This is a genomic window from Trinickia diaoshuihuensis (assembly GCF_003390925.1).
Classification (GTDB): Bacteria; Pseudomonadota; Gammaproteobacteria; order Burkholderiales; family Burkholderiaceae; genus Trinickia; species Trinickia diaoshuihuensis.
The window spans coordinates 231983-251875 of sequence record NZ_QUBS01000089.1 but is presented as its reverse complement, the minus strand read 5'-3'; the positions used below and the strand labels follow the sequence as shown (position 1 = coordinate 251875).

Here is a 19893-nt window from a genome sequence, read left to right as displayed (position 1 = left end):
CGGGTCATGCGATCCAAAGATCGCTATCTAATCAGTGCGCCATGGTCATTCACTCACTGGAACCAGTGTTCACGTGCTTTCATGATCAACGCCTTCGCGGCTTCCTCTTGCATTCCGGTCATTTCGACCAATTCGTCGACAGCTAGCTCCGCCAGCTCGTCGCGCGTTTGAATCTGATGCTCGGCGAGCTTGGTCAGCAAGTCGGCATCCATTCCGTCGAGGCTCTTCAGATCGAGCGCCACGCCCTCGACCTTCTCTTCGTTCGCGATCGCCATCGTCAACAACGCGTCGCGCGCGCGATTGCGCAACTCGTGGACGGTGTCTTCGTCGAACGCCTCGATTTCGAGCATTTCGTTGAGCGGCACGTAGGCGATCTCTTCGAGGCTCGTGAAGCCCTCGTCGATGAGGATGTCGGCGACTTCCTCGTCGACGTCGAGCCGCGCCATGAACAGGTCGCGCAACACGCCGCGCTCCTGGTTCTGCTTTTGCGCCGACTCGTCGGGCGTCATGATGTTGATCTGCCAGCCCGTCAACTCGCTGGCGAGACGCACGTTTTGGCCGCTACGGCCGATCGCGACGGCCAGTTCGCTTTCGTCGACGACGACGTCCATCGAATGCTTCTCTTCATCGACGACGATGGACTGAACCGCGGCGGGCGCAAGCGCGCCGATCACGAACTGGGCGGGATCTTCCGACCATAGCACGATGTCGACGTTCTCGCCGCCGAGCTCGTTGCGCACGGCCTGCACGCGCGAGCCGCGAATGCCCACGCAGGTACCGATCGGATCGATACGCTTATCGTAAGCCACGACGCCGATTTTCGCCCGCACGCCGGGATCGCGCGCCGCCGCCTTGATCTCGAGCAGACCCTGCTCGATCTCCGGCACTTCCATTTCGAACAGCTTCATCAGGAACTCGGGCGCCGTGCGCGAGAGTTCGATCTGCGGACCACGTGCGGTGCGGTCGACCTTCGCGATATAAGCACGCACGCGATCGCCCACGCGCAGGTTTTCCTTCGGAATCAACTGATCGCGGCGCAACAGCGCCTCGACGCGACCCGATTCGACGATGAAATTGCCTTTGTCCAGACGCTTGACCGTGCCGGTCATGATCTTTTCACCGCGCTCGAGGAAATCGTTCAGGATCTGCTCGCGCTCGGCATCGCGCACCTTTTGCAAGATCACTTGCTTGGCGGCCTGCGCGCCGATGCGGCCGAATTCGATCGACGGAATCGGCTCTTCGATGTACTGATCGATTTCGATTTCGGGTTCTTGCTCACGCGCTTCGAACAGCAGGATTTCTTGATCCGGTTCTTGCAGGCCGGCTTCGTCCGGCACGACGCGCCAGCGGCGATACGTTTCGTGCTCGCCCGATTCCCGGTCGATATGCACGCGAATGTCCACGTCTTCTTCGAAGAGCTTCTTGGTGGCCGACGCAAGTGCGGCTTCAAGCGCGGCGAACACCACATCTTTATTGACGTTCTTCTCGCGCGCCAGTGCATCGACCAGCATCAGTACTTCGCGACTCATTGTTTCCGGCTCCTAAAGTCAACGTGCGGGACCAGGCGTGCGCGGTCCATGTCCGCGAGCGTGAAATCGAGCATCGCGGCGCCTTCCTTTCCTTCAAATTCCAAACCGATCGTTTCGCCGTTCGGCGCATGCAGAATGCCCCGGAACGTTTTGCGCCCGTCCAACGGCTTTTTCAATGTCACGACCGCCTCGCTGCCGGCGAAACGCGAAAAGTCCGCCAATTTCTTGAGCGGACGATCGAGCCCCGGCGACGATACTTCGAGCCGTTCGTAGTCGATGTTCTCAACCGTCAGAACGTGCTGGAGCTGACGCGTGACTTTTTCGCAATCCTCGATGGCGATGCCGGCGGGCTGGTCGATATAAATACACAGCATGCCGCGCCCGGTGCGCTCGAGGTCCACGAGCTCGTAGCCCATGCTCGAGACCGTGGTTTCTATCAGTTCCGTCAGTTGCACAGTGCCCTCTAAGGTGTTCGCGCTCGCGCGTTTCACCCACGGGGCCGCGCGCCACGCCATGCCGGCGCGCGAAATGGTGCTGCTGGCAGAGATGCCGAACCGTTACCGCCAAAAAAAAATGGGCGAAACGCCCATCATCTTCTTACCGGTGGTCGCACCTGAGCCGCACAGAAAGCCGCACGCCCAGCGACTTTGTAAGTTTAGCATTTTTCGCGGCGCGTTGCAAAGCAGCAGCCGCGTGAATGCTCCGGCGACGGAGCGCTCACGCAACACAGCGAATCGGCAGCGAATCAGCGGCCGCGCGAGCGGCCACGCGGTGCGGGACCTTGACCGCCGCCGCGGTTACCGCCGCCGGCACGGTTGCCGCCCGGGGCGCGATTGCCATTGGCATTGGCATTGCCGCCACTGAAAGCGCGTTTGCCGCCGGCCGGGCTCGACGGGGCTCGGTTGCCATCCACGTCGCGTGGGCGGCCGCCCTTTTGACCGCCGCCCGGGCCGCGTCCGCGGTTACCGTAGCCGCCGCCGAGCGTGTCGCCGAAGCCGCTCGCGCCGGCGCCGAAACCGCCCGCACCGCGGCGTCCCGGGCCACGCCCCGGCTGTTCGAAACGTCCGTGCGCCGTCAAGACGGGCTCGCGGTTGATGAAGCCCATCGACGTCTGCATCGGATCGGGCTGGCGCCGCTCGGCACCCTGGCGTCGCGCGCCCTTTTCCTCGGTAGGCGCCTTCAGCCCGACGGCCGCCATCAGCGCCCGCACCTGAGCTTCCTCCAACTCCTCCCAACGCCCGCGGCGCAAACCGCGCGGCAACGAGATCGGGCCGTGGCGCGTGCGGATAAGCCGGCTGACCATGAGGCCCACCGCTTCGAACATGCGCCGCACTTCGCGATTGCGGCCTTCGGCCAACGCGACGTGGTACCAGTGATTCGTCCCCTCGCCGCCGCCGTCCCGAATGCGCAGGAAGTTGGCGGGACCGTCGTCGAGTTCGATGCCGTGCAACAGCTTTTGACGCGAGCTCTCCGAGAGCTCGCCGACGACGCGCACCGCATATTCGCGCTCCACGCTATAGCGCGGATGCATGAACCGGTTGGCCAAATCCCCCGAGGTCGTCAGCATCAACAAACCCTCGGTGTTGAAGTCGAGCCGGCCCACGGCCAGCCACTTGGCCGTCTTCATCGGCGGCAGCTTGTCGAATACCGACGCTCGCCCTTCCGGATCGGCGTGACTGACGATTTCGCCCGTCGGTTTGTGATAAAGCAGCACGCGCGGTGGCTTCGTTTGCACGCGGCGCTTGACCGGCTTGCCGTTGATGCGCACTTGGTCGGTCGGCATGATGCGCTGGCCGATATGGGCCGGCTCGCCGTTGACCGATACGCGACCCGCGACGATCAACTCTTCCATCTCGCGCCGCGAACCCATGCCGGCTTCGGCCAGCACCTTATGGAGCTTGGGCGCGTCGTCGTCCGGCGCGAGCACGCGCTTTTGCGGCGCCTGGCGGCCGCGGCGCAGCATCGGCGCGCGCACGCCGCTCGTCGCGCCGTTATCGGCGTCGAACGCCGGGGACGTGACGTAGGCAAACAGGTCGTCTTGCCCGGTCGCCGCCGGCTCGGCACGCTTGGCGGGTTTGGCCTTTTCCTTGGCCTCCCGCTCCTGGCCGCCCTCTTCGCGGCGGTTGCCCGCTTGCTTGCGGCCGCCCTTCGGCGCGCTCTTGCGCGGCGCGCGCGGCGACACGGGCGCGGGGGCGTCGCTATCGGCGGACGGCTCGGCGGCAACGCCTTGTGCTTGCTCGCCCTCGGGCGCGTCCTGGCCGGCGCCGGCCTCGCCCTTCGTCTTGGCCGCCGCGCGACGCCGCGCGATAAGGCTACGCGGGCCTCGGCGCAACCCGCGGCGAGGACGATCTTGATCGCCCGTCTCCGCGATGTGGGCGCCATGCTCGGAGTCGCCCCGCGCATCGTCGCGGCCCGCGGCGTCTACGGCATGCCCGGATGCGGACAAATCGGTGTCGTGGGTATTTGTCAAAACAACCTCAAATGTCAATTGCGCGCACCCATTGCAGGCGCAGCGTGCGTTCGATTACGTCAGGCACTTCGCGACGCGGGTTCGTCGTCTGTGAAGGCGTCCGCGTCGTCGGCCGGTTGGCCGCGATCAGGGGCGTGTTCGCCGGAGGCATCCGCCGAGTGCGCGCCGGCGCTCGATAAAGCGCCCTCGTCTCGCGCATGCCCCGCCGGCCCGGACCTCTCTTGCGGCGGGTCACGATCCTCGTTGCGATCGTGCTTCCCTGCCTCGTTCGCGTCACCGCCGGGCAGTGCAACGTTTGCCTGCCCGTCGTGCGGCGCGGTGTTCTGGCGCTCCTCGAGCGCGTCTTCTTCGTGAGAGCGCGCGGACGATTCGTCCCCGCCGTCGCTCTCTAGCAAACCTGCGGCCTGCTCGCCATCCGATCCCTCGCTACGCGCGGCGGGCGCGCCGTCATCGCTCTGAACGGGGCTCCGCGGTGCTTGCTCAGCCGTTGCGCCGTCCTGAGCGGCGGCTTCGATCAGCGCCGCATCGTCCGGAAATTCGATCGCGTGTTGCGCCAGCAAGTCAGCCGCGTTTTGCGTCGTCGGATCTTCGAGCGGCGGCAACTCGTCGAGCGCCTTCAACCCGAGATCGTCGAGGAACTGCTTCGTCGTCGCGTAGAGCGCCGGGCGGCCCGGTACGTCGCGATGCCCGATCACCTCGACCCAACTGCGGTCCTCGAGCTGCTTGATCACCTGCGTATTGACGGTGACGCCGCGAATTTCCTCGATGTCGCCGCGCGTCACGGGCTGCCGGTACGCAATAATCGCGAGCGTCTCCAGCACGGCGCGCGAATACTTCGGCGGCTTCTCGGGATGCAAGCGATCGAGATAACCGCGCATACTCGGCTTGCTTTGAAAGCGCCAGCCCGTTGCGAGCGCGACGAGCTCGACACCGCGACCGGACCATTCGTTTCTCAGATCCTCAAGTAACGCACGGACTGTATCCGCCGATACGGAATCGGCGAAAAGCTTGCGCAAATCGCCGACCTTGAGCGGCTCCTGCGCGCAAATCAAAGCAGTCTCGAGGACGATCTTCGCCTCTTGGGTATTCATGCAGCTAGGTCAGACCCTGTGGTCAACGAACCGGATCAAACAGACGAAATGGAACTGAAGACGCGCTCGCCCGATTTTGATCGGTCATATTGATGGGAGCACGGACCGGGGGGCGGCGAATCGAGCAGCGCTCGAGCCAAACCCAGCCGGACGAAGCGACGGTTTTCCGGAGAAGGCGCCGCGTGACTGAACGCCATATTACGCAAAAAGCCCGGGAGCGTAAACAGCGAATCAAACCACGGTGGCCGTGGCTAAAGCGCACCTCACCTCAAATATTGAACAGGGGTCCCTGCCGGCGAGGCGCGCCGGCGAGCGGCCGTCTTGCTGCATGAGCAAAGCGAACGGCATACGTCGCATGCGCCCGCCACAAGCGAGCCCGGCGCCGCCGGGGGCTCGCCCGAGCAGGCCGATTTATCGCATCGCAATAAGCGGGCACGGGCGCACTCAAGGCGCGCGAGCCTGCACTAGATTGGTGATTGCCCTGATTTCCGGCCCCCGCGTTTTGGCGTCTTATACGCCCCTAGCTGACGCCCCGACAAGCCCGTGGCATCGGGGCTGCCAGGCATTCGCCGTTCACATGGCACGGTCCATGCGTTGCTCGGCCCGCTGCGGTCGGCGCGCCGCTCGATGATCGACATCGTTCACGGCGCCCACCGTCTCGCTCGGCATCCCAAGAGGATGTCTCAGGGGTGTGCGGCACGGGGCAGCGCACCGGGGTCAGTTTCGCTGAGGTGAGGACATATGGTGTTCGACGATTTGAGAGATAACGAGTGGGCGCTGGTCGAAGCGCTGTTCTGTGCCGAACCCGCACGGAGCGAGCGACGCGGACGCCCGCGCGTCGAAGCGCGCGCAGTCGTCAACGCAGTGCTGTGGGTCTTGTCCACGGGAGAGGGCTGGTCGAAGCTGCCGGGCCGCTATCCGTCGCCGCCCACCTGCCGGCGCCGTTTCGACGAGTGGCAAGCCGACGGCACGCTCGCCGAAATCGTCAAACGGTTGAGCACCTGCGGCCGCCAAGTGTCGTTGCGCGGACGTATCGGCGCGACCGCGGTCAAACCGCCCGCCCCGCGCAGCCCGGAGCGTCTACGTGGCGCGTTCTGGACCAATCCGGAATCGTGGCGCGCGCCGGTCAAGATGGCCTGATCCTCCTCATTGCGGGCACGCCGCCATGCGATGCGTTAGCGGCGGCGGCTGAGCATCGCGCCGCCGCGCCCTCCCCGACGCTCCCCCGCCATACGCGGCGAGGCGGCTCCGAAACATCCATTTACTAATATTTACAGCGCGCTTTCGCTCGCCCGCTTATCGTGTCGGCATGCCGACACGCCGCCGGCATTTCGTGCCGGACATCCGAATGAAGGTCATCATTCACGCAGCGGGTTTGCTCCTATGTAGCGTCGGCATCGCTGTAGCGCAGGCCACGCTCGCGAGCGCGCAGCCCTCGCGCGCGCCCGCCTCGCGCCTGCCGCCCGAAATGTCGGCGACATGGCGTGCCGCTCGCGCGGCGGCGCCCAGCAGCGCGTCGGCACCGCGCGGCAATTTGCGCGGCGATATCGAAAGCAACGCCCGCTGGAACGACAACGGACAGCGCCCGCGAGACGCTCGCAGACGTTAAACGAGACGGGCAATGCGCAATACGAAGCAGATGAATTGAAACGAAGGGAACCACTGGCCGTTCGGCCAGTCGGAGTAATTGCCATGAGCACAGCGTGGCAGCAGAAATATCCGGTACCCGTATCCTCGCGATACGGGTTTTTTTTCGATCGGATATCGGCAGCGAGCCGCGCGGATCGCGCGTGAGTGATGCGGGGAGCGCGCTAAGAGCGCAATTCGATCGCGGCGGTTGCTTCCCTTAACGCGTACTCGTTCGTTTTCGCGTCCGACCAATTCAGCGCCCGTTCCTCGCGCGCCAGCCGATTGAATTCCGCGCGTCCTTTTTCGGTCAGCACGGCGATGTCGACCGGCGCATGAAACCCTGCTCCAGGCGCCACCGTGCGTTGGCGGACCGTTTCCATCAGGCCCAGCCCGCGTAGATATTCGAACACTCCGGGACGTTTCGCCCAGGGAACCTGACGATATTGCACTCGCCTAAGCGCTTCGAGCACCGCTTCGTTGGAATACGTGGTCATCTCGACTCTTTCTTAAAGTGCGGCCGCCGTCACGCGTGACGGCGCATGCCTTCCGGTGGCCGGTACGGTGAGCGCCAGCCGCCGAGCCGGGGCGGCAACCGGCTGTACCGGTCCCGTCATGTCGTGCGTAATGCCTATAATCGGGCGCTTCGCGACATATTGAAATGCGCGAATGGCCGTGGTCCGTTCAACGTATCGGCGCCGCTTGCGACGCCATCCCCGAAACCATACGTTACCCTATCTCAATTGATCATATTCACTTTATTCGCGCTTTTTTCAGTGGTTTTTGTGCTTTGGCGACGGGCGAGGAAGGCGATCGCCGCCACCGCGCTCGTTTTGTTTTGGCTGCTCTCGGCCGGGTGGCTGTCCGCCCCCCTAGTCGCGGCGGTGCAACGCGATGCGCAGCAAGCGCCGCCGCCCCGATTCGGCGAGCGCAACGTCATCGTCATGCTGGGTGGCGGGACCCGCTACGATCGCAACGGCAAACTCGTGCCCATACAGGACGTATGGCCGCGTATCGCCAAGACCGCGCAGCTCTATACGCAATGCAAGCAGCAAACGCCCCACTGCCAGGTCATCGTAAGCGGCGGCAATCCACAGGGACACACGGCATCCGAAGCTGAGACTTATGCGCCGTATTTGTTGCAAGCGCATGTCGCGCCGGCCGATCTCGTGCTCGAAGACACGAGCCTCACGACATACGAGAACGCCGAGCACGTCGCACGTATTTTGCGCAGCCAACATTACGATTCGTTGATGCTGGTGACGTCGGCTTACCACATGCCGCGGGCACTGCTGGATTTCGAGCGCTTCGGCTTGACGCCGCAGCAAAGTTCGTCGGGCGGCCGTACCGTCCGCTGCGGCTTGCTGCCGCGCCGGCCGAATTTGGCTGCGGCCAACGTCGCACTGCATGAACTGATCGGTATGGCCCAGTTCCGCGTGTATCGAGCCTTAGGCTGGTTTTAACAACGGGATCCCGACATGTAACGAGACGTAACCGACCGTCGCATTTGCTCCACACGAGTCGCGTTGTAGGGCTTATGCTGGCTAGAATTTGCAATGTCCAGCCGGACGGGCAGCATCTGGACCACCATCCATCCATTTTTCGCACGGAGGCAATAATGAAGAAAGCGTCCCTGACTGTCTTGTTTTCACTTTCGCTGCTGGCCGGCGCGGCTTATGCGCAAACCGATGAAGGCGGCGTCACGATGAGCACCGACCCGGCCAAGGCCGCCGACGTCGAGCAGCGGGCACAAGCGCTCCAGCAGCAACAGGAAGCTTCGCCACAAGAGCATGAAATGCCGATGCATCATAAGAACGGGCACCATAAGCCGATGCACAAGCATGCGGCCAAGGGCAAAGCCGACAGCGCAGCCGCGGCAAGCGGGGCGAGCCAGTAATTGCACGGCCGCGGCGGCGATGCGCCGCGAGTGTACGATGAGCCGAAGCCGGTCCCGCCGGCTTCGGCTTTTTCGTTAGGAAAGCGCCGCGCCGGTTATGCTAAAGTCGCGCACCCGAAACACCCCGAACATTTCGCAACGCGCGCGCACCATAGCGCTGAGAGGACAGCATGAGCAACATCCAGTTGGATATCGAATGGACCGAAGCGGCATCGCGCAAGATCGAGAAATTGATGCCGCGCGGTTCGCAGGAAGCGTTTCTCGCGCTGCCGCCCGTCGAATGCCTGCCGATGGAGGGCGACGTGCTTTTTCTCGGCCCGGCCGGCAAACAACAACCGTTCATCGTGGCCGAGCGCCAATACCATCATGACGGCGATGCGGATTGGACCATCATCTTGATCCTCGATGTACCGCAAGCCAATCATTGAACGACCGTCCGAGTTCGTTCGTACTCCTAACCAAGCAGGCGAACGCCGGATAAAAAATACCCGCGTTCCGTGGAACGCGGGTAAAACCGTCGCCTTACGAGGATAGGCGACGGGGCCATCGTCGCTCGCGCGACAAGACGCGAGCCATTTCTTTTCGAAGCAAGACTTCGGATCGGTTCCGATTGCCGTGAGATTGCCGGCACGAGCGCGTCGAACGACGCCATCGCCGCGACGGCACGCTTTTATGGGGCGAAGCCCGCCTCGTCCTCCCTGCCTTTTGCCCTACGGGGCCAGATAAAGCAGCTTGTGTGCCATGCCAAGATGCACGGGCAACTCACTGAATTCAAAAGAGAAATCGAGGCTAAGGAAGCGCAAAGCGTTTCGTGATCGAAACAGCGCGCGGTGACGTTACGGCGTAACGTCACGTGACATCGCCCGTGCCAAGGGGACCGTAAGGCGCTCGGGTGACCCCGGCCAATAGCGGCAGCAATAAAAAAACCCGCCGAGCTACGCGGCGGGTTCTTTTACACGGGTGTCACGCCGTGTTTGGATCAGTGCAGTTGATCGACGATCAGCGACATGATTTCCTTCGCGGGACGCGACGTTTCGATGTTGCCCTTGTCGTCAACCACCGCGACGCGTGTTTGGTTTTCGGTGACGGCCTTCACGTTGACCAAGTATTGCTTGGCCACCTTCTCCTTGCGACCATGGAACACTTGGCTCCAGAACCCTTGCTCTTCCGAACTCTTGTCGTGCGGATCGACATAGCGGACTTGATAGAGGCCCCTCGTCCGATCGCGATCGTCGATCGTGAAGTTCGAACGATCGAGTGCAATGCCTACGCGTGCCCACGCTTGATCGTACGGCTCGTCGAGCGTCAGCTCCGTCGAGGTGAATTGACCATTCGTCGCCGAGCTCGGCGAGGCTTGCGACTGCGCGGCGAGCTCCGCGTTACGCGCCGCGACCGCGGCCGCATCGCCCTTACCCTTCGCCGCGGCATCGCTAGCCGGGGCGGGTGCGATATCGGCGGCCACGGGGCCCGCTTGATCGCCGCGCGCGTCGGCCAGCGCCAGTCCCGCCATCAAGCGCTTCAGGTACTCGAGTTCGAGCGCCGGATCGTTGGGCTTGGCTTCCCACTTGGTCGTATCGTTGTTCACGCCGCTGAGCGTTTCGCGCATACCCTTCTGGCTGATGAACACGTAGGTGCCCCCACCCGGAGCGGACTCGAGACGCGTGCGGAATTTGTTGCGCTCGGCGGCGACGTACGCATTGCCCATGGCCTTCGACAGCGTGTTGCGGATGATGCCCAGATTGATCTGGGGTCGCGTTTCGTTCCAGTCGGTTTCCAGCACGTGCTTGTTGCGCTCGTCGACCACGAGCAAAAAGCCTTGCTCTTGCCAGAAGCGGCGCACACGCGGCCACACTTCGTCCGGGTTGCGGCTGTCGATGACGAGCCAGCTTTCGGTGCCGTCGCGCTGGATGTGCATGCCTTTGACCGGCGGCATCACCGCGTTCTCGGGCGGCGCGGCTTGTTGCACTTGCGAGAACGTCGAAGCCGACGTTGTGCCCCCTTGCGGCGGCAACGAGCGTTGATCGGACGCCTCGTCGAGCATATTCGGCGGAACGGCGAGCGAAGCTTGCTTCGACTTCGAATCGCTCTTGTAATCGATCTTGGTGGGAGACGAGGTACTGCAACCGGCAACGAGGCCGCCGGCCAAAACCAAAGCGGCGAACCGCGAGGTAAAACGAAGATCGGTCATGTTCGGGAAATCCTTGCGCTTTCGCCGCCAGTATGTGAATGGATCAGCCGAGCATTTTACCGGGCCCGGCGAGGCATGTGTAAAAACACACTTCAGCCGGGTCTCTATCTCTGGTTCGAGCGCACGCCGCTATACGATTTACGCCGCTCCGCCTTGCTCGAGGATATGCTGCAACGCGGCCGATTTCGCCGCTTCCTCGGCTTGCTGCTCGCTGGCGAAGGGGCCCCGCGCCACGTGCACGATCGGCCAGTTCGCCTCGTCGCCGGGCTCTCCCGACACTCTAAAGCGGGCGGCATAACCGCTCGGCTGGGCCGGTACCACTTGGATATCGACCGAGACGCCTTCCATTTGATGCCGCACGAAGCCATCCATGGCTGCCTCCTCGTTCCATTCGGACGGACATGACGATCATGCTAGCACCGTGCCCGGGCGACGGATTAGACGTGTCGAGTCGGGTTGCGAGTGTTGCTGAATTCGGCTCGACCGGTGGTAGAATCGCGTCCGCCCTGCCCGGGTGATGAAATTGGTAAACATAGCGGACTTAAGCAATTGAGTGCCCGGCCGGAAACGACCGGTGCAGAACCCTTCAAATTCGGTGAATCCCCTGACCGTGCGATCGCGAAAACGTCGCCGAGCGGCCGAGGCAACGCCGAGCCAAGCCCGAAACGCAGCCGCAAGGCTGCTTCGCGGAAGGTGTAGAGACTAGACGGGGGGCGCCTAATGCGGCATGTGCGAATCAGGTTCGCGCGCGCCGACGGCGAAGGCATAGTCCAGCGCACAAACGGCCATGCAGGCACCGCCGGCATCGAAAGATGCAGTGTGACGAAAATCCGCCGCCTCACGGCTTGCCGGTTCGAGTCCGGTCCCGGGCACCAGGACACCTGTCTGTCCGTCAGCGGCGCATTCGCTGCGACGCAAAGCGAAAATCAAATGTGTCAGCGCCTTCGCGCGGGCATCGCCGGCGGATACCTTTATGCAGCAAGCTGCTGCACAATTGCGGCGTCTGCACGCAAGCGCACCCGCCTTCTCGACTTCCCGCTCTAGGGATGCCGGCAAACTCCTCGATATTGCGCGCTCGTGTTGCCGGTTTTATCCAACGCCGCCCACGCCGAGAACGACGTCCGCCGATACCCGCGCGGTCGTCTCGCCTGAGCCGGAGTGGTGCCGCCCCGCGGCCCGCAGCCTTAAAAGGCAACTGTCGTAGCGTAAAATCGCAGTTTTGCGAACGCTATCATCATGTCGATCGATGCCCGCTGTCTTCAACGCCTCCGAGACGCGGCGAACGCTGCGGGTGAGCGGCTTCACACGAACTGGCGCGTGGTTACCGGTGCCCCGTTCAGCGGCAAAACTACGCTGGTCGAGTCGCTTCGCTCCCGTGGCTATCGAACGATCGAAGACTGCGGCCGTCGCGCCATCTGTGAAAGACTGAGCAGCGGGCAGACGAAGGACGACGCGCGCAGCGATTACGAAAGTCTTCAATTAAGAATCAGCGAACTGATGCTCGACAAGGCTCGAGCACACGATCCCTCGACAACGGTAATCTGGGACTATAGCTTCCCCGACAATCTTGCCTATCTCGCGATTGCGGGACACGAGTGGGATGATATTCATCTGGAGCGCGCGGTCCGATTTCGATTCAAACAGGTCTTTTTACTTCATACGGTCGGCCGCTTCAACAACCTGACCGACCCCGTGCGAACGGAGTCGCAGGAATCGCAAGTTAAATTACAAACGATCATGAAAGAGATCTATGAAACGCTTGGCGCAGAAGTGATAGAGATTCCCGCATCGACACTAGACTTTAGACTAGCAGAAGTAGAAGAGATCTTAGCGCGTTAACGCATCGACAATGTGCACAACAACGCGAGGCCACTGTGAAAATTTTTGTTGACCACGACATAAACGCGAATCTCGATAACAACAAATTATTGGTCAATCTCAGCGCTTACAATCGCGATCTCGTACGTCCGGCATCATTAGATCTGTCAGTCGGTCTCATCTACGTTCCAGGAGTGGATGCCGATAAGCCGGGAGGCATAAATTCGCCTCGATCTCAGCACTCGCTGGTCGAAGGAGGAACCGCCGTCATCGAAACCGCCGAGGAGATCAAGCTCGCCGACAACCAACTCGGCATCGTATTCCTGCCTAGCAGCGACTCGTCGCGGGGTCTTTTGACGACCAATCCGGGCTTGGTCGACCCAGGTTATACGGGGAAACTGCATCTGACCTTGATCAACATGGGCAAAAATCCCTTTGAGATTTCAAAAGGGAAACGAATTATGAGAGTGGTCATCTTCGAGCTAGATTCATCCGCAAAGTCCCCAATCAGCGGAAACGGCTCAACGGTTACGGCCGAGCTTCTCGATCGGCTTTCCTATGACTTTCTCAGCGTCGATAAGCGAGTCGAAAAGGAAGTGACTCGACAGGACATCAAGACGCGTCGCTGGCAAGTCTTTGTCCCTGTCGTCATTGCGGTTCTTACGCTTGCCGGCGCTGTCTTCAGCAACTGGACCGCCGAGGCAAGATTCGGCGAGCGCATTACCAAGCTTGAGCAGCAAGTGGCAGACCAGAAAGATAGCTCAAAGATCAATACTGAAATATCCGATATCGATGCCCGCCTAAAGGGTCTCGAGGTCAAAGCACAAACCAAGTCTTCTCAAAACGGTCGGCCATGAAACTTTATCTCATCGCATCCAGCCAGATCGCGCCGGGCATAGCTCAGTACCTGAGCGATGAAGCACTGAGCTGGCGGCAGGAAAGCGACGTGCCCGCGGCGCAAAAGCTAATAGAGTTTGCGGGGAGAATCTGCTACATGGCGTTCGGCTCGCGTCAGTCGCCGCGCACGAATAAACAGTACGTTGAAAACCTTATCGAGCAAGGTCACGAAAGCGTTTTGGAGCACGCCAGCGCCTCTCTACTTTTTACGGGGATATCGCGAGGTCTTAGTCATCAGCTTGTGCGGCATCGAGTCGGCTTTTCCTACTCGCAGCTCTCACAGCAATACGTTGGAGCGGAGGAATCAGCCTTCGCCATGCCGCCGGGCATTGGGGCTGACGTTGAAGCATCGGCGATCTGGGCCGATGCGGTTGCGCGGTCGCGAGAGAGCTACCGGAAACTGGTCGAAAGGCTCGAGCAGTCAAACGTCGGAAATCATCTCACGCGCAAGGAGCGATCGCGATTCATCCGATCCGCTTCTCGGAGCGTGCTTCCTGAAGCCACATCAACCGCCCTTGTCATGACAGGCAACATGCGTGCATGGAGAAACTTTCTTCAAGCGCGAGGCAACATAGCCGGCGATTACGAAATGACACAAGCGTGCGTCGAAGTTTTCGGGTTGGTGTCCGCTGTCGCGCCTGCCTGCTTTGGTGATATGCAGATCGTTGAAAACGCGGAAGGACGTGCGTATGTCATAAAAAAGAGGGACTCTCGACTTTAGTAGAGCAACGGAGGTTGAGTCCCGCAGCCGACCACACGTCAACGTCGCTCGGCGGCACGCCAGAAGTGAAAGAGAAGAAGAGAGGCATAAACCAGTAATTGCTGTGCGTCGGATTCGCGATCACGCCAGCCAATCTAAATGGTCTGTCACAGTGTGCGTAGAAACGCCAACGCCGCGGGCTTGAACACGCTGAACGCCTCAACAAACGCGGGTCTCGTGGACCCGTAGATCAGCGGCATCAGTACGTCCTCGTATTCTTGATGCGTTTTCTGTTCAGATCTCACAGCAACTCGGCGCCCCGCCAAAATCGCGCCAAAAAAATATCGCGGCCGCGATGTCGATCCCATCCCCCGCCGTTCGTCGACAGATAAAGCGCGCTCGGCCCCCCTTTCGCCCCACGAGGAGACTCGCGATGCCCCTGAAGCTCTACGCCCACCCGTTCTCCTCGTACTGTCAGAAGGTCCTAATCGCCCTCTATGAAAACGGCACGCCGTTCGACTATTGCAAGCTGTCGCAGGACGACCCTCAGGTCATGGCCGAATTCGCGGCGCTGTGGCCGATCAAGCGCTTTCCCATGCTCGTCGACGACGGACGCCCGATTCACGAGTCGACCATCATCATCGAATACCTCGCTCTGCACTATCCCGGCCTTGTGGCACTGCTTCCCGCCGATCCGCGCGCCGCGCTCGAAGTCCGCTTCATCGATCGCGTGTTCGACAACTACATCTCCACGCCGCTGCAAAAAATCGTTTTCAACGCGATGCGTCCGGAGCCGGAACGCGATCCGCGCGGCGTCGCGGAAGCCCGCGCGATGCTCGACACCGCCTACGCCTGGCTCGACAACGCCATGGCCCAGCGCGAATGGGCCGCGGGCGAGCACTTCAGCCTCGCCGACTGCAGCGCCGCCCCCTCATTGTTCTACGCCGACTGGGCACATCGTATCGGCGCCGATTTCGAAAATCTGATCGCGTACCGGCAGCGGCTCCTGAAACGGCCATCCTTTGCGCGCGCAGTCGAAGAAGCGCGCCCGTATCGCCATTTCTTTCCCCCGGGCGCACCGGATCGCGATTGAAAGATGAAACGCCAGACATTCAGACCGCGGACAAAAACGGGCCCAAACCCTGAATTTTCTCGGCCGGGCGCCGATAACTTGAGCAGTCACCCTTGCATCGTAGCCGCACCTACCCTAAGCGTCCCGGATCAAAACGGCGCCCTACAAAACAATTACTGTGTTTCCCAACCCTATCCGGCGAGCCGCCGAATTAGCGGGCCGCCGTCCTAACGTCGTCGGTGTACTTGGAACGCTGCTCGCAACGGGCGTCCTCGCCGTGAGCCTCCTGACATTGATCGCGGCGCGCGAAACCGCGATCCGGCACGCTCACGAGACCTCTAGAAACGTAGCCGCCGTGCTCTCGAGCAACATCTCGCGGACGGTGGAATCCTCGGATCAATCGCTGCAGACGCTAATGGCGGAACTCGATAAGCCGGCGGTCCTGCAAATGAACGCGGAAGTGCGGCACGAACTTCTGTTCAGCCACACGGCTGCTTCGCGTTACGTGACGGGCATGGGCGTAACCGATCGGCGCGGGCAATTGCTGGACGGTTGCTGCTCGGATACACACCACTGGGACTTCAGCGATCGAGATTATTTCCGCGTGCATCGAGAGTCCGCAAAGGTCGGCCTGTATATATCGGCGATCTATCGCGCGCGTTCGCGGGCAGGCGTGGAAGCGATGGCGCTGAGCCGTCGACTCGATAACCCGGACGGTTCGTTCAAGGGCGTGGTGCTCGTCGCGATCGACGTCGCCTATTTTAGACACCTGCTGGATGGGCTCGATGTGGGCCCGCGCGGCATCACGGCCATCGTGCGGACCGACGGCACCCTCGTGGCACGAAACCCGTACTTGCCGCCGGGATTTGCGCCGAACTTCAGCAAGTCGCCGAATTTCCCGAGGATGGTCAACGAAGAGTCCGGCTTCTTTACGGCGCGTGCGTCCACCGATGGCGTACTGAGGCTTTATACGTTCCGCCGCGTACCCGGTACGCCGCTGATTGCCGTCGTCGCCCCGGCACTCGGCGACGTGCTCGCCTCCTGGAAAACACTGTCTTGGATCGTCGGCGTGTCGGCCTCCGCGCTCAGCATCGCCTTCTGCGCGGTCGTCTGGCTCTTGGCGTTCGCGCTGCGCGACCGCGCGCTCGCGGAAGACCGCCTGAGAGCATTGTCGCGAACGGATGCATTGACCGGCCTTCATAACCGCCGCGCGCTCGACGAGGTGCTGGAAAGCGAATGGGATCGTTTGCAGCGTAACGATAGCTGTCTCTCGGTGCTGTTCGTCGATGCCGATCACTTCAAGCAATACAACGACAAACACGGGCACGCCGAAGGCGACAAGGCATTGAAGCATCTCGCGGCCTGCATCACGCAATGCGTGCGCCGGCGAGGCGATTGCGCCGCCAGATATGGCGGTGAGGAATTCTTGATCGTATTGCCCGATACCAACGCGGCGAATGCTCTACTGATCGCCGAAAGCATACGCCAGACGCTGGAAGACTCTTGGCATGCCCAGCACGAAGCCGGGACGGCCGGCGTTCATCCGTTCACGGTCAGCATCGGCTGCGCGACGGGTCGACGCATGCACCCCTCCACATTGGACGAACTGACGAAGGCCGCCGACCTCGCGCTTTACGAGGCCAAGCGCGCAGGCCGCAATCGAGTCGGATCGGCCGGTGCCGATATGCAAGCCGAAGCGACGCAGGGCGCCTGATCAGTCATCACGCGCTCACACCACCCCGCCCGCAGCGGCCCCCGTATGCTTCGCTGTCAACCCCTAGCAGCGAACGGCCGCTTTGGCTAATCTGAAGACCAATGCAAAAATCGATCGAGAGCGGCGCAGTCTCCCGCTCTTACTTCCAATCGCAAAAAGGACGTGATCGTGAAGCAATCTCTCTTCGTGGCTGCCCTGCTTGGAACGGCGGTCCTAGCGGCCTGCGGCAAGAGCAGCGATGAGTCGGCGGCGCCCGCGGCGTCCGATGCCGCCGCGGCATCGAGTGCGGCCGCACCGGCCCCTAGCATATGGAGCCGCGCGCCCGAGCCCGCCTCAACACCGGCCGCCGCAGCCTCAGTTCCTGCCCCTGCCATCACCCCCCCTACTCCGGCGCCGCCTCCGATGGACGCGGGAGCCGACAGTTCGAATCCGCCGCAGATGGGAGGAGGACATGCCGACATACCGAACAGCGCCAGCGAATAAAACGGCCGACCGCAGAGGGAATGCGCGAACGAACGGGCTCGCGCGTCGATCTCGTGACGCTTGGCAAGCCTCACCAATCGTATTTCGCGCTGGCCAGCACGGCTCGCTCGTTACCGAACGCGCAAACCGAGTACGATTGGCAGCCGCTGATGAAGCGGCGGTCGAACAGGTTAAGGACGTTCAGCGAGAGATGCCAGGCGCGCGCGTCGTAGCGCAACGCCGCGTCGTACAGCGTGTAGCTCGGGACGGTCAGCGAATTATCGAGCGCCCCCGCCGATGCGCTCTGATAGCGAATGCCCCCACCTACCCCAAAGCCCGCCAGCATGCCGGTGTGCCAAGTCCAGTCGGCCCAGAGCGACGCCATTTGACGCGGGCGCGGGACATCGACGGGCCAATGGTTCAGCGACGCATCGTTCGCTTGCACGTTCTTCACGTCCTGATAAACGTACGACGCGACGACCGAGAACTCACGCGTGACGTTACCGACCGCGCTCAGTTCGAGGCCGCGCGAACGCACTTCGCCCGTCTGGACCGAACTCATCCCGGTGGGATCGAGCGATGCCGGGGCCGGCGTCACCACGTTCGTCTGGTTGATCTGATAGGCAGCCGCGCTTAGCATCAAGTTTTTACCGAACGGCTGCCAGCGCAGGCCCGCCTCGATCTGCCTGCCCCGCGTGGGGCGAGGCAATGCGCCGTCGAACATCCTTACGCCGATAATCGGGTCGAACGACGTCGAATAGCCGATGTAAGGCGATAATCCGTAGTCGCCTCGATACGTCAGGCCCACTCGGCCCGAGAAGGCGCTGACATGCTGTGCGCTCGCCGTGTCGAACTCGCGATCGTCCTGATGCATGGCCACCCAGTCTTCACGTCCCCCCAGCGTCAAGGTCCAACGATTCCATTCGATTTGGTCCTGGACGTAAGCGCCGACGGTGTTCATCGCCGTATACCGATCGGGATGACCGAGTAATGCGGGGCTTGCAAAGATCGCGTTCGTGACCGGCGTATAGAGCGGGCTGTATAGGTTCAGGCTCGGCGCCAGCGCGACCCACTCGCTGTCGGTGCTCGTCTGCCGCGCGTATTGGAGCCCAAGTAGCACGGTGTGCTCGAGCGCACCGGTGCCGAAACGGGCTTCGGCGTTGTTGTCGATGTCGAAGCGGCTGTAATTCATTTGGAACAGCCCCGCGAATCGGGTGATGTTGGTCGTGCTGCCCCGGGCGAGGCCGGCGCCGAAGAGGGAGGCGTCGTCGAGCGATAGATGCATCCACCGGACGTTTTGACGCAGCGTCCAGATCGAATCCACGTTGCGCGTGAAAGCGTAGCCGATCGACCATTGCTTCTTGCTGTTTTGATTGAAGCCCGGGTCGCCCGTGTAGACATCATGGGCAAGCTGTCCATTGGGATTCGGCAGCACTGTGCCCCACGCCGGCAGAAAATTGTGCGAGACGTCGCTGCGATCGCGCAGGTAGGTCGCGGTCACGGTGAGCGAGGTATCGGCATCGGGCCGCCAACGGAAGGAAGGCGCGAGCGCGACGCGCTGGTCCGCGTTCGGACCACTCAGCGCATGGCCGTCGCTCGCCACGCCCACGAAGCGGTAGGCGTACTTGCCGCCCTCATCGAGCTTGTCGCCCACATCGAGTATGGTCTCTTTGCGCGCATCGCTGCCGATCTCTACGCCGGCCTCGCGCACGCGCTCGCCATCGGCCAGCTTCGTCCGCGCATCGATGATCGCCCCCGGGTCGCCCGCGCCATAGAGCACGGACGTCGGCCCCCGCAATATCGTGATGCTATCCACCATATACGGGTCGATACGCCAATCCGCGATTGCCGCCGTATTCGGCGCCTGCAATCCGTCGATGAATAATGTCGGTCTGAATCCCCGCAGCGCCGCGTATAAGTCGGAGCGATTATCGGATCCGTACGATCCGAAGCCCGGCAAGTAGCGCAACGCCTGGTTCAGGTCGGTCGCGCCCGTCATATCGATCTGCCGGGCGGTCACGACATTGACCGTTTGAGGTATCTCGACGATGGGGGTATCGGTCTTCGTGCCCGTTGCGGTACGCTCGCCGACGAGTCCGACCGATACCTTGCTCGCCAAGCCTTGAACGGCGATCGTCGGCAATTGGATGCTGTCGGCTTGCGCATGCGCCTGCCCGCTTGCCGCGGCGCAACACAACACCGCGCAGGCGATGGCGAACGGGTTTCGATTGCCGCGAGAAAGCGCCGGTAAAATGCCTCGACGGCTCGTGTGGCGGTTATTTCGCCGGCCGGAAAGCGCGGAAAGCGATTGCGGGGGTGTCGGTTTCAATGCGGGGTGCGGTTGCGCCGGATAGAGTCGGAACGATTGTACAGACGTACACCGACCCTATATCGACACCGCCCACCCGAACTTGAGACGAAATGGCGCT

General features: G+C 62.1%; 17 protein-coding genes and 1 pseudogene. 10 read left to right on the top strand and 8 right to left on the bottom strand.

Annotated elements, in window-relative coordinates; translation table 11 throughout:
- Positions 1-53 precede the first annotated feature (53 nt).
- From nusA to scpB, 4 genes are all read right to left on the bottom strand, one after another.
- A complete protein-coding gene (gene nusA, locus DXT59_RS28265) occupies positions 54-1529 on the bottom strand; it encodes a transcription termination factor NusA (protein ID WP_116141535.1) in 1476 nt (491 codons plus the stop codon).
- Positions 1526-1984 (bottom strand): ribosome maturation factor RimP, encoded by a 459-nt coding sequence (gene rimP, locus DXT59_RS28260; protein WP_102646606.1) that lies wholly within the window; start codon positions 1982-1984, stop codon positions 1526-1528. Before rimP ends, nusA begins: the two co-directional genes overlap by 4 nt.
- 290 nt (positions 1985-2274) lie before the next feature.
- The gene (gene rluB, locus DXT59_RS28255; RefSeq protein ID WP_116141594.1) at positions 2275-3999 is read right to left on the bottom strand and encodes a 23S rRNA pseudouridine(2605) synthase RluB; all 1725 of its coding nucleotides are present in this window, start codon (positions 3997-3999) and stop codon (positions 2275-2277) included.
- A 59-nt stretch (positions 4000-4058) separates the two neighbouring features.
- Positions 4059-5090 carry an SMC-Scp complex subunit ScpB gene (scpB, locus tag DXT59_RS28250; RefSeq protein WP_116141533.1) on the bottom strand — a complete coding sequence of 344 codons (1032 nt, stop codon included), beginning with the start codon at positions 5088-5090 and terminating at the stop codon, positions 4059-4061.
- A 741-nt stretch (positions 5091-5831) separates the two neighbouring features.
- Between scpB and DXT59_RS28245 the strand changes: the two are divergent.
- Both DXT59_RS28245 and DXT59_RS28240 read left to right on the top strand, forming a co-directional pair.
- A pseudogene (locus DXT59_RS28245) lies at positions 5832-6227 on the top strand (transposase); the annotation flags it as partial.
- Positions 6228-6438: 211 nt separating this feature from the next.
- A complete protein-coding gene (locus DXT59_RS28240; protein ID WP_116141592.1) occupies positions 6439-6699 on the top strand; it encodes a hypothetical protein in 261 nt (86 codons plus the stop codon).
- Between the two features lie 202 nt (positions 6700-6901).
- On the opposite strand, the gene DXT59_RS28235 is transcribed toward DXT59_RS28240, so the two are convergent.
- Positions 6902-7213, bottom strand: coding sequence for a hypothetical protein (locus DXT59_RS28235; RefSeq protein WP_116141528.1), 312 nt, complete (start codon positions 7211-7213; stop codon positions 6902-6904).
- A 246-nt stretch (positions 7214-7459) separates the two neighbouring features.
- On the opposite strand from DXT59_RS28235, the gene DXT59_RS28230 reads away from it, so the two are divergent.
- The 3 genes from DXT59_RS28230 to DXT59_RS28220 all read left to right on the top strand — a co-directional run bounded on the left by DXT59_RS28230 (position 7460) and on the right by DXT59_RS28220 (position 9041).
- Entirely contained in the window at positions 7460-8179 is a 720-nt protein-coding gene (locus DXT59_RS28230) for a YdcF family protein (protein ID WP_205417489.1), read from the top strand.
- A 155-nt stretch (positions 8180-8334) separates the two neighbouring features.
- Positions 8335-8613, top strand: a complete 279-nt coding sequence (locus tag DXT59_RS28225; protein WP_116141524.1) for a hypothetical protein — start codon at positions 8335-8337, stop codon at positions 8611-8613.
- 170 nt (positions 8614-8783) lie between these two features.
- Positions 8784-9041 carry a DNA-binding protein gene (locus DXT59_RS28220; protein ID WP_116141522.1) on the top strand — a complete coding sequence of 86 codons (258 nt, stop codon included), beginning with the start codon at positions 8784-8786 and terminating at the stop codon, positions 9039-9041.
- Between the two features lie 551 nt (positions 9042-9592).
- Here DXT59_RS28220 and bamC read toward each other — a convergent pair.
- Positions 9593-10801 carry an outer membrane protein assembly factor BamC gene (gene bamC, locus DXT59_RS28215; protein ID WP_116141520.1) on the bottom strand — a complete coding sequence of 403 codons (1209 nt, stop codon included), beginning with the start codon at positions 10799-10801 and terminating at the stop codon, positions 9593-9595.
- Between the two features lie 138 nt (positions 10802-10939).
- Entirely contained in the window at positions 10940-11173 is a 234-nt protein-coding gene (locus DXT59_RS28210) for a hypothetical protein (protein ID WP_116141518.1), read from the bottom strand.
- An 864-nt stretch (positions 11174-12037) separates the two neighbouring features.
- Here DXT59_RS28210 and DXT59_RS28200 point away from each other — a divergent pair.
- The 5 genes from DXT59_RS28200 (at position 12038) to DXT59_RS28175 (ending at position 17002) form a co-directional block, all read left to right on the top strand.
- A complete protein-coding gene (locus DXT59_RS28200) occupies positions 12038-12640 on the top strand; it encodes an ATP/GTP-binding protein (protein WP_116141514.1) in 603 nt (200 codons plus the stop codon).
- 35 nt (positions 12641-12675) lie between these two features.
- Positions 12676-13476: a dCTP deaminase domain-containing protein gene (locus tag DXT59_RS28195; RefSeq protein WP_116141512.1), complete on the top strand. Its 801-nt coding sequence runs from the start codon at positions 12676-12678 to the stop codon at positions 13474-13476.
- Positions 13473-14237: an FAD-dependent thymidylate synthase gene (thyX, locus tag DXT59_RS28190; protein WP_116141510.1), complete on the top strand. Its 765-nt coding sequence runs from the start codon at positions 13473-13475 to the stop codon at positions 14235-14237. The genes DXT59_RS28195 and thyX overlap by 4 nt, the downstream gene beginning before the upstream one ends.
- Positions 14238-14649: 412 nt before the next feature.
- Positions 14650-15309, top strand: coding sequence for a glutathione S-transferase family protein (locus DXT59_RS28180; protein ID WP_116141505.1), 660 nt, complete (start codon positions 14650-14652; stop codon positions 15307-15309).
- Between the two features lie 157 nt (positions 15310-15466).
- Positions 15467-17002, top strand: a complete 1536-nt coding sequence (locus DXT59_RS28175) for a GGDEF domain-containing protein (RefSeq protein WP_116141503.1) — start codon at positions 15467-15469, stop codon at positions 17000-17002.
- A 553-nt stretch (positions 17003-17555) separates the two neighbouring features.
- Here DXT59_RS28175 and DXT59_RS28165 read toward each other — a convergent pair.
- Positions 17556-19664 carry a TonB-dependent siderophore receptor gene (locus DXT59_RS28165; RefSeq protein WP_476718438.1) on the bottom strand — a complete coding sequence of 703 codons (2109 nt, stop codon included), beginning with the start codon at positions 19662-19664 and terminating at the stop codon, positions 17556-17558.
- Positions 19665-19893 lie beyond the last annotated feature (229 nt).